The sequence below is a fragment of the Enterococcus sp. RTP21361st1_A6_RTP21361_211029 genome (genome assembly GCF_040910045.1).
GTDB classification, from domain to species: domain Bacteria; phylum Bacillota; class Bacilli; order Lactobacillales; family Enterococcaceae; genus Enterococcus_D; species Enterococcus_D gallinarum.
Map to the genome: position 1 here is coordinate 1 of NZ_JBDGBK010000221.1, position 1199 is coordinate 1199.

Below are 1199 nucleotides of genomic sequence, written 5' to 3' on the forward strand. Positions count from 1 at the left end.
CCTGAATAATTCATACCGATAAAAAAATGATCTGTTGCTCTAAATTTTACCGGAATTTATATTTTTTATTCCGTCTCAGAACCCAACAGATTAAAAAATCCGAACTGTTTAGGTAAACAGCTGCGGTTCAGCCAAATTTGGGCGCACTCGTCCCTTGAAGTACAATATAATTTTTAAAATTGGGATTTATTTACCAGCAGAGCTGCTGGATATTTCCGAGGACTTGATAAAATAAGCCCTGATGTAAATGATAAGAACTGAGTTTCAGCAGCAGTCTACGTCCTGTTCGAACGAGTTTACCTGCGACCTTGAATAGTTTTAATCGGATTGTGTCCACCTGCATGCTGGCCGATCCCTGTGTGAAACAAAGCGTACGCATAAAGTTAACGATGTTGTAAGCCAACAGGCTTACCATCATGCGAGCGTGATTTTCTAAAAAGGAAGGGCTATCGGTCTTATCGAAATAAAAGCCATTCTTCGCTTCTTTAATGAAGTTTTCCATGGTGCCGCGTTTACAGTAAGTCCGAAAGACTGTTTCCGCAGAGACATTATTGGAGTAATTGGTGACGATGTATTCATGTCGGAATAGAAGTTCATCAGCTTCCCGTGTTGATTTAATGCAGACTCGGCGTTCTTTGGACCAACTTTTTGCTTGATAGGATGTTGAAGAATAAACAACTTCTTTTTTATCCCAAGGGTGGTTATCGTCAATCTGAATAAAGCTTTCCGCAATTTTTGAAAGGTTACGGTTCGCCTTTAAGCGGATCACAAAGAAGCTGTCATAAGCTTCACAGAGATCGTAAAGTTCCGGTGTAGCGAACCCGCTATCTCCACGGACGAGAATATTGCTGACAGGAACCACTTGGTTATAATGCTCAAAAAGAGGCTCCATAAATGTCCCAACGCCATTAGACGTGTAGACATTGCCAGAACGAAGTTCTGCTTTTAAGAAATCTCCCGTCAAACCATCAAATGCGACTAACGGATGGTATCCATTGGTTCGATAATGAGCATTGTAATCAGTGTTTTCTTGATCTCCGTAAGTATCAGAATGGGTTGAATCCAAGTCAAAGATCATTTCTGTCGTATTTCTTGCCGACCGTACTTTATCAATCATGGCTTGGTTAAGATCTTGCAACTGAGAAATATTTTCTTCGCTTATGCGATCCCAGAATCGGGAAATCGAAGACTGCGAGGCA

At 41.0% G+C, this 1199-nt stretch carries 1 protein-coding gene; it reads right to left on the minus strand.

The window, feature by feature from the left end; genetic code table 11:
* Positions 1-190: 190 nt before the first annotated feature.
* On the minus strand, positions 191-1199 hold a 1009-nt coding region (locus tag AB5Z52_RS17200), incomplete at its 5' end, for an IS1380 family transposase (protein WP_368267159.1).